At 43.4% G+C, this 6,146-nt stretch carries 6 protein-coding genes, 5 tRNA genes and 1 rRNA gene; 3 read left to right on the top strand and 9 right to left on the bottom strand.

Annotated elements, in window-relative coordinates:
* From AACQ17_RS05055 to AACQ17_RS05035, 5 genes are all read right to left on the bottom strand, one after another.
* A partial coding sequence (locus AACQ17_RS05055) for a GTP-binding protein (RefSeq protein ID WP_240507672.1) occupies positions 1-111 on the bottom strand: 111 nt, incomplete at its 3' end.
* Between the two features lie 101 nt (positions 112-212).
* Positions 213-288 (bottom strand) — tRNA-Thr (locus tag AACQ17_RS05050).
* A gap of 10 nt (positions 289-298) precedes the next feature.
* Positions 299-373: transfer RNA gene (locus AACQ17_RS05045), tRNA-Gly, on the bottom strand.
* Positions 374-407: 34 nt separating this feature from the next.
* A tRNA-Tyr gene (locus tag AACQ17_RS05040) sits at positions 408-492 on the bottom strand.
* A 30-nt stretch (positions 493-522) separates the two neighbouring features.
* Positions 523-598 (bottom strand) — tRNA-Thr (locus tag AACQ17_RS05035).
* 212 nt (positions 599-810) lie between these two features.
* Here AACQ17_RS05035 and coaA point away from each other — a divergent pair.
* A complete protein-coding gene (gene coaA / locus AACQ17_RS05030; protein WP_010318972.1) occupies positions 811-1,734 on the top strand; it encodes a type I pantothenate kinase in 924 nt (307 codons plus the stop codon).
* A gap of 13 nt (positions 1,735-1,747) precedes the next feature.
* Here the strand turns inward: coaA and birA are convergent, their stop codons facing one another.
* Positions 1,748-2,710, bottom strand: a complete 963-nt coding sequence (gene birA, locus AACQ17_RS05025) for a bifunctional biotin--[acetyl-CoA-carboxylase] ligase/biotin operon repressor BirA (RefSeq protein ID WP_013857958.1) — start codon at positions 2,708-2,710, stop codon at positions 1,748-1,750.
* Entirely contained in the window at positions 2,707-3,753 is a 1,047-nt protein-coding gene (murB, locus tag AACQ17_RS05020; RefSeq protein WP_013857959.1) for a UDP-N-acetylmuramate dehydrogenase, read from the bottom strand. Before murB ends, birA begins: the two co-directional genes overlap by 4 nt.
* An 8-nt stretch (positions 3,754-3,761) precedes the next feature.
* On the opposite strand from murB, the gene AACQ17_RS05015 reads away from it, so the two are divergent.
* Positions 3,762-4,244, top strand: coding sequence for a GNAT family N-acetyltransferase (locus tag AACQ17_RS05015; RefSeq protein WP_013857960.1), 483 nt, complete (start codon positions 3,762-3,764; stop codon positions 4,242-4,244).
* A 98-nt stretch (positions 4,245-4,342) separates the two neighbouring features.
* Positions 4,343-5,683, top strand: a complete 1,341-nt coding sequence (gene pssA / locus AACQ17_RS05010; protein WP_013857962.1) for a CDP-diacylglycerol--serine O-phosphatidyltransferase — start codon at positions 4,343-4,345, stop codon at positions 5,681-5,683.
* 274 nt (positions 5,684-5,957) lie between these two features.
* Here the strand turns inward: pssA and AACQ17_RS05005 are convergent.
* Positions 5,958-6,034, bottom strand: a tRNA-Asp gene (locus AACQ17_RS05005).
* A 29-nt stretch (positions 6,035-6,063) separates the two neighbouring features.
* Positions 6,064-6,146 (bottom strand): 5S ribosomal RNA (gene rrf, locus AACQ17_RS17410); the annotation flags it as partial.

Genomic DNA, 6,146 nt, shown 5'->3' with positions numbered 1-6,146 from the left:
TGCAAGTGTAGTACAGATAGCAGCAGTTAGAGTTGTTTTACCGTGGTCAACGTGGCCGATAGTACCAACGTTTACGTGCGGTTTCGTACGTTCAAATTTTGCTTTAGACATGAGTTGTCCCTCTAGGTACGGATTTAGGTGGCTTTGATGACCACGCAACCAAAATTATTGGTAAGGAGTATATATCAAAAGGAGATAATTGCTTGGAGAGCTGGTGCTGATACCCAGAGTTGAACTGGGGACCTCACCCTTACCAAGGGTGCGCTCTACCGACTGAGCTATATCAGCACTCAAAAATTGGAGCGGGCAGCGGGAATCGAACCCGCATCATCAGCTTGGAAGGCTGAGGTAATAGCCATTATACGATGCCCGCACACGTAACTCTGAGAGCTATTTCCTTAAGAATATGGTGGAGGGGGACGGATTCGAACCATCGAAGGCGGAGCCGGCAGATTTACAGTCTGCTCCCTTTGGCCACTCGGGAACCCCTCCAAATTTTTTCTTCATTCTTTCGAAAAAGAATGGTGCCGACTACCGGAATCGAACTGGTGACCTACTGATTACAAGTCAGTTGCTCTACCTACTGAGCTAAGTCGGCATAAGTGGAGCGCATTCTATTGAATGATGCTCAGCCTTGCAAGCCTAAATATTAAAAAAAAACCAATTTTCCATAAATCTCGCCTGTTCGTTGCTTTTTCAAGCAAAATGCGTTTTCTCACTCAATTCTATCGTTTAAGGCATTTCCATTCTTTTCACCTTAATGTATGTTTCATCCTCTTCTTTTTTCTGTCATTCATCGTTAGGTATTTTATGGGTCCTTATATCTCTTTTGATCGCAATCAATGGGCCGAGCTACGTAACTCTGTCCCGATGACTCTCTCTGAGGCTGACTTAAAAGAGCTACAAGGTATTAATGAAAACCTAACGATGAAAGAAACGGCTGAAATTTATCTGCCTTTGGCTCGCTTACTTAATTTATACGTGGCCGCCAGACAAAGCCGAAATGCGGTTTTGCATCAATTTCTCGGTAATACCGATATATCGCCTCCTTTTATCATTGGCATCGCAGGAAGTGTCGCCGTTGGGAAAAGTACTACGGCGCGTTTGTTAAAAGCGCTTCTTTCACGCTGGGAGAATCATCCCAAAGTTGAACTGATCACGACAGATGGGTTTCTTTTTCCCAACAAAATTCTTAATGAAAGAGGAATTATGGGGAAAAAGGGGTTTCCTGAATCTTATGATATGAAACGTCTGGTACAGTTTGTGTCGGATGTTAAAGCAGGAAAAAGAAATGTAAGCGCGCCGATCTATTCACATCTTACTTACGACATCACCACTGAAGAGAAAGTCGTCGATAGGCCAGATGTGTTGATCATTGAAGGATTGAACGTCTTGCAAAGCGGCATGGATTATCCACACGATCCACATCGAGTGTTTATATCTGATTTCTTAGATTTCTCACTGTATGTCGATGCGGACAGTCAACTTATTGAAAAGTGGTATGTTGAACGCTTTATGAAGTTTCGTCACAGCGCCTTTAAGGAGACGGGATCGTACTTTAGCCACTACACAAAACTGTCTGAGCTAGAGGCGAGAGAAAAAGCTGAGAGCATCTGGCACTCGATCAACGGTAAAAATCTGCAACATAATATTTTACCGACCAAAGAGCGCGCTCAGTTAGTTTTGCGTAAAGGCCTCAATCATACTGTGGAAGAGATACTACTAAGAAAATAGTTTGGTAAAGCGGTTACTCTGCCTTGCGTAACGATATTTCGCCACCAATGTAACTCTCCATTCCATTCTCTGTTTCTAGCAACACTGCTCCATATTCGTTGATCCCGTGCACCACGCCATAGACCTCTTTGGGGCCCATAAGCAGTTTAACTTTTCGACCAATAAAGTTATCGAGTCGATTCCAGCGCGGTATAAAATCCTTCATCCCATAAAGCTCGTAATCACGTAGCGCTTGGTCTAATGATTGAATAAAGACAATAGCGAGCAAGTTCCTGTCTATTTTCAGACCGTCGGCTACCTGCGACAAACTTGCCCATGGCTGGTCAATGGCTTGCTCATTTTCGGGCATGAAAATGTTCATTCCCATCCCAATCACTAAATGTGCCGCTGCGCCAGCCTGCCCTGTCATTTCTACTAAAATACCCGCCAGCTTTCTATCCTGAAAATAGAGGTCGTTCGGCCACTTAAGCTTTACACCGTCAAATCCGATGCTTGCTAGCGCTTCCACAATCGCGACCCCGACCACAAGGCTAAGCCCCATTGCGGCCGCCATCCCTGCGTCGAGTCGCCAGTACATGGAAACATAAAGATTGCTGCCAAAAGGCGATATCCACTGACGCCCACGCCGACCCCGTCCATTAGCCTGATACTCTGCTAAGCAAACGCTGCCCGAAGCAAGGTTATCTACACGTTCTAACAGGTATTGGTTGGTTGAATCGATAATGGGGAAAAGCTCGACAGGGTTACGCACGGCATTTTGGATCTGTGTCGCATCAAGTAGATTCAGTGATTGAGCAAGCTGATAGCCTTTGCCTTGGACGCGGAAAATATCAATTCCCCACTCCTGAATCCCTTTAATATGCTTACTTACTGCAGCGCGAGAAATACCAAGTTCTGCTCCTAGCAACTCACCAGAACAAAACTCGCCACTGGCCAGATGACGAAGTAATGATAGTTTGACACTGTGCTCTTTCACTTTAATTCCTTAGCAAGATGCTCAAGGTTCGTTTCACCAATCGCATCTAAAAATCGGACTTCATGCTCTAAAGATATCGAAAATTTATCCTGAACTGCTATGCAAACTTTAATCGCTAGTTGAATAACATCAAAGGCTGTAGCGCTACCTTTATTTACCAACACTAAAGCTTGCTTCGGATGCACTTGAGCATCACCTAAGCTATACCCTTTGAGCCCACACTGATCAATCAACCACCCAGCCGCTACTTTTCTGCCTTCTTCCACGGGGTAAGAAACAAGATCGGGATAACTCTCAAGAAGAGCCTGCCAATGTTCTAAACTAATAATTGGATTTTTAAAGAAGCTTCCTGCATTACCTAGCACCCGCGGATCGGGTAATTTGGCATTGCGAGTAGCGCATACCCGTTTATAAATATCAATAACTTGGCAGGTGTGACTATCCAGTTCTTGCAAAGGTCCATAATTCAGTACGGGTTGCCATTGCTTCAATAACTTTAGTCCTACCGCTACAACGATCGCGTTACTGTGCAAAGCGTGCTTAAAAATAGAATCACGATAACCAAATAGACATTGTTTAGCGCTCAGGCGCTTGACGGTTAAGGAGTCTAAACAGAGATAATCAACGTAATCACACACATCTTGAAACTCTACACCATAAGCGCCAATATTTTGGATAGGAGCAGAACCTGCACAACCAGGTATCAAAGCCAAATTTTCAAGACCTGCAATATTTTGCTTCACTGCCCATTCAACAAGTGAAGGCCAATCCTCACCACCAGAAACATGCAAATAATGGTAATTATCATCCTGCGTGTGCTGTAACCCTTTCAGTTGGTTGCTTAAAACCATTCCTTGAAAATCACAAGTAAAAAGGACATTGCTACCTTTTCCTAACATCAACTTAGGCAAAGTCTGCCATTCTGCACTCTGGTAAATTTCCACCAAATCTTGCACAGAGAAAACTTCAGCTAATAATTGACAAGATTGTTCTAGGCCAAAAGTGTGGTATTTTTTTAAGCTCGCATTGGGATGTAATTGCATGGCATTCTATGGATAAATTAAACTCACGCCATTCTACAACAGATAACTATTCGAAGCAGGAAGAAATGTGGCAACTACAATTTGACATACTCCCCCCGATAAAACTTCCTTTGATCAAGCGAATGTACAAAGAACATTACCCTTCAGCAAAAGCTAGGAAAGATGAATTGTGCGTTATAGGCACGCTCGATGGGCAGATATCTGCTGTTGTCAGATTTAAAAATATTGATGTATATCGATTACTGACTGGCATGCTTGTGCTGCCAGAAAACCAAAAAAAAGGGATTGGGTCGCAGTTGCTCAATTATTGCAGCGAGAATATTCTCAATAATCAGGATTATTGCTTCGCATACGCTCATCTTGAGCCCTTTTATGCTCGTCATGGTTTTCACTCCATAATGACAGAAGAACTACCAATAGCTCTTATGCAACGGTTTGAGCGCTATGTATCCAGTGGTAAAGATCTCATTCCTATGAGATACCTAGGCTAGTATGACGAGAATGCGCGGCTTTTCTAGCAATTGAACCGTTGAATTTGGTAATATCTCCAGTTCGCAATTTTGCAAATAAGTAAGGTAAATCATCCAATATGATTGCTCATAGAAACCCATTCGAGCGATTGCCGACCATCGCACAATCACCGGATCATTTTGAAGTTTTATTTTCGGCAAAAGAATTTAAAAATCATCTGATCCAGTCGATCCGTCAGGCAAGTAAACGAATCTATCTTGTAGCGCTGTATTTAGAAGATGACGAAGCAGGCAGAGAAGTTTTAACGGAGCTATATAATGCCAAGCAAAGAAACCCTGGCTTAGATATTGCGATTTGCGTTGATTGGCATAGAGCGCAACGTGGATTAATTGGTGCGGCCGCTTCGGAAGGCAATGCTTCAATGTATCAAGAGTTCTCTCAGAACCACGAACACGCCATTCCCGTATACGGCATCCCCGTGCGAGGTCGCGAAGTTTTTGGTGTTTTACATCTCAAAGGTTTTATTGTCGACGACCAGGTGATCTATAGCGGAGCAAGCCTTAATAACGTTTATTTGCATCACAAAGAGCGCTATCGATTCGACCGCTATCACACCATCGACAATCAATCTCTTGCCGATAGCATGGTACAATTTATTCAGCAAAAAATGATAAGTCATCCTGCTGTCAATGACTTATCAAACACATCGAAGCCAACGACGAAAGATATCAAAACTGACATTCGGCAATTTAGAGCCTCTCTAGCAACAGCAAACTATGAGTTTGAGTCACAGATCCCAACAGCCGATCAAGTGGCTTTGACGCCACTGGTAGGTATTGGAAAGCGTCGAAATAAACTCAACCACAATATTAACCAACTGATCGCTCATGCTAAAGATGAAGTCTTTATCTGCACTCCGTATTTCAATTTTCCAAAAAGTGTCGCTAAAGAAGTTAAGAAAGCATTGAAACGGGGTGTAAAAGTTCACATTGTCGTTGGCGATAAAACGGCAAACGATTTCTATATTTCCCCAGAGCAAACCTTCAAGACAATCGGCGGCTTACCTTATTTATATGAGCTTAATCTACGCCGTTTTGCCAAAGTAAATGAAGCTCATATTGCCAGTCGAAATCTTTCTATCCATCTCTGGAAACATGAAGAGAATAGCTTCCATCTAAAAGGCGTATGGGTGGATAAGCGCTACATGTTGATCACTGGTAATAACTTAAATCCAAGAGCATGGAAGCTCGATCTCGAGAATGCCATTCTCATCCAAGATCACTATCACCACTTAACACCTAAGTTTGAGCAAGAGATCGACAACATCCTTCGACACACTCAACTTGTTTGTACCTACAAACAACTAGAGAAGATAGAAAACTACCCTGATGCGGTACAAAAACTACTGCGTAAAGTAACGCGAGTTAAGGCCGATAGAGTGCTCAAACAGATTCTGTAAAGCACAACACTAAACGATTAGCCGACACAACGTGTCGGCTTTTTTATATGCCTACACGTTGTTTTCATATGGCTATTGATTGAGATAGTAGCGCCTTTCATGCAGCTACTCTGTTCGATGAACATAAGCCAAAAGAATTTCAGCGCTCAAGAGGACATCAAGGAATAAGCACAGGGAATCTAGTTGCAATAGAGAGAGCTTAAAACGACTTAAGCATCTCATTGAAACTCAAACGAAAAAAGCCCTGCTATTACTAGCAGGGCTTCTTAATAAGTGGCGGAGCGGACGGGACTCGAACCCGCGACCCCCGGCGTGACAGGCCGGTATTCTAACCAACTGAACTACCGCTCCGCAGCGTGTCTGGTTAGACAATATTCAAAGCCTGGCGATGTCCTACTCTCACATGGGGAGACCCCACACTACCATCGGCGCTGTTGTGTTTCACTTCTGAGTTCGGCATGGA

The sequence above is a fragment of the Vibrio sp. V10_P2A27P122 genome, assembly GCF_963874335.1.
GTDB lineage: Bacteria > Pseudomonadota > Gammaproteobacteria > Enterobacterales > Vibrionaceae > Vibrio > Vibrio anguillarum.
Note: the sequence above shows the minus strand (reverse complement) of the source record. Positions and strands in the feature narration are given on the sequence as shown.